This window comes from Variovorax sp. 20P10.2.4, assembly GCF_058244205.1.
Map to the genome: position 1 here is coordinate 1 of NZ_JBZAYE010000918.1, position 2241 is coordinate 2241.

The 2241-nt window shown below is 70.1% G+C and carries 2 protein-coding genes; both read left to right on the forward strand.

From position 1 onward, the window contains the following. Window positions 1-84: 84 nt before the first annotated feature. Window positions 85-1401: an MFS transporter gene (locus AC27VN_RS39385; RefSeq protein ID WP_093348525.1), complete on the forward strand. Its 1317-nt coding sequence runs from the start codon at window positions 85-87 to the stop codon at window positions 1399-1401. A 4-nt stretch (window positions 1402-1405) separates the two neighbouring features. Then, the gene (locus AC27VN_RS39390; RefSeq protein WP_490880204.1) at window positions 1406-2128 is read left to right on the forward strand and encodes a DUF2848 domain-containing protein; all 723 of its coding nucleotides are present in this window, start codon (window positions 1406-1408) and stop codon (window positions 2126-2128) included. Window positions 2129-2241 lie beyond the last annotated feature (113 nt).

The following is a 2241-nucleotide window of genomic DNA, read 5'->3' on the forward strand; positions in this document are numbered from 1 at the left end:
GCTCGCGCTCGGCTGGAAGCTGCACGCCGGCGAACTGGCCTGACCGACCGCCTCCTTCACCTTCTTCCTCATTCCAGGATCCTCATGACCGAACACGCTCTCCCGGCCGCGTCCGCCGCGCACGGCGCCAAGCCCGCCAAGATGGGCCGCCTCGCGATGGCCAGCTCCATCGGCACCACGCTCGAGTGGTACGACTTCACCGTCTACAACATCATGGCGGCGCTGGTCTTCAACGCGATCTTCTTCCCCTCCTTCGATCCGCTGACCGGCACCATCCTCGCCTTCTCGACCTACGCGGTCGGCTACATCTCGCGCCCGCTCGGCGGCGTCGTCTTCGGCCACCTCGGCGACCGGCTCGGCCGGCGCTTCGTGCTGGTCGCCACGCTGGTGATCATGGGCGTGTCGACCGGCCTCATGGGCCTGCTGCCGACCTACGCGAGCTGGGGCATCTGGGCACCGGTGGCGCTGGTCGCGCTGCGCTTCGTGCAGGGCGTGGCGCTCGGCGGCGAATGGGCCGGCGCGGTGCTGCTGTCGATGGAGCACGGCAAGCCGAACGAACGCGGCCGCAACGCCTCGTTCACGCAGGTCGGCCCCTCGGCCGGCACGCTGATCGGCACCGGCTTCATCGCCGCCGTGTCGGCCTGGCTCAGCCCCGAGGACTTCCAGTCCTGGGGCTGGCGCATCCCCTTCGTCTCGAGCGTGGCGCTGGTGCTGTTCGGCCTGTGGCTGCGCCGCGGCGTCGAGGAAACGCCGGTGTTCCGCGAGATGGAGCAGAAGCAGGAGACCGCCAAGACCCCGATCAAGGAAGTGCTGGGCCAGCACTGGCGCCGCCTGCTGGTGGCCGGCGGCTCGCGCATCGGCTCCGACGTGCTCTATGCGCTGGTGGTGGTGTTCACCCTCACCTACGTGACCACCGTGCTGCACCTGTCGCGGCCGCTGGCGCTGACCGCGACCATGATCGGCGCGGCCTGCAACGCGATCTCGGTGCCCTGGTTCGGCAGCCTGTCGGACCGCATCGGCCGCCGTCCCGTCTACATCATCGGCGCGCTCTGCGGCATCGTCTGGGCCTTCGTGTTCTTCGTGCTGATGGACAGCGCCAAGCCGCTCGCGATCTGCGCCGCCGTGGTGGTCGGCCTCGTGATCCACGCCATGATGTACGGCCCGCAGGCCGCCTTCGTGACCGAGCAGTTCCCGAACCGCGTGCGCTATGCGGGCTCCTCGCTGGCCTACACGCTGGCCGGCATCCTCGGCGGCGGCTTCGCGCCGCTGATCATCGCCAGCCTGTTCAAGTCCTACGGCAGCACGCTCGCGGTCTCGCTCTACGTGACCGGCGCGCTGTGCCTCACGCTGGTCGCGCTGCTGGTGGCGCGCGAGACCGCGCACGAACCGCTGGAGGCCTGAAGCGATGACGCGCAACACCCTGCACATCGCCTGCGAAAGCATCGCCGAGGACGGCACCCGCAGCAGCGCGCTGCACGCCGTCGCGCCCAGCGCGCTGGTGGTGGCCGGCTGGACCGGCCGCGACAGCGCCGCCATCGAGCACCACATCGAGGAGCTGGCCGCGCTCGGCGTGCCGCGCCCCTCGAGCGTGCCGCTGTACTACCGCATGGCCTCGCTGCTGCTCACGCAGTCTTCCGAGATCGAGGCGCTCGGCGACCAGAGCTCGGGCGAGGCCGAACCGCTGCTGTTCTTCTCGCAAGGCGAGTGGTGGCTCGGCGTGGCCTCGGACCACACCGACCGCCAGGTCGAGAGCTATTCGGTCGCCGTCTCCAAGCAGATGTGCGCCAAGCCGCTGGCTGGCTCGGCCTGGCGCTGGCTCGACGTGGAAGCGCACCAGGACGCCATCGAGTTGCGCTCGCGCATCCTCGAGGACGGCCGCTGGGTCGACTACCAGCGCGGCACCCTGGCCGCGATCCGCCCGCTGGCCGCGCTGCGCGACGGCCTGCCGGGTCTTGGCAAGGATCCCGAGGGACTTTTCATGACCTGCGGCACACTGGCGGCGCTGCCCAACGCGCGCGGCGAGGCCATCCGCCCCGCTGCGCAGATGGAAATCGAGTTGCATGACGCGCGCCTGCAGCGGCGCATCGTCCACCGCTATGCGGTGCGCGTCCTGCCCGTGATCGCCTGAACGCCCTCTCCTCCTTCATGACAACACAGAACGACTCCACCATCGGCGCGCTGCGCGCGCGCATCGCCCGCGGCGAACTCACGCACGAGGCGCTGATCGAGCAGGTGCTAGCC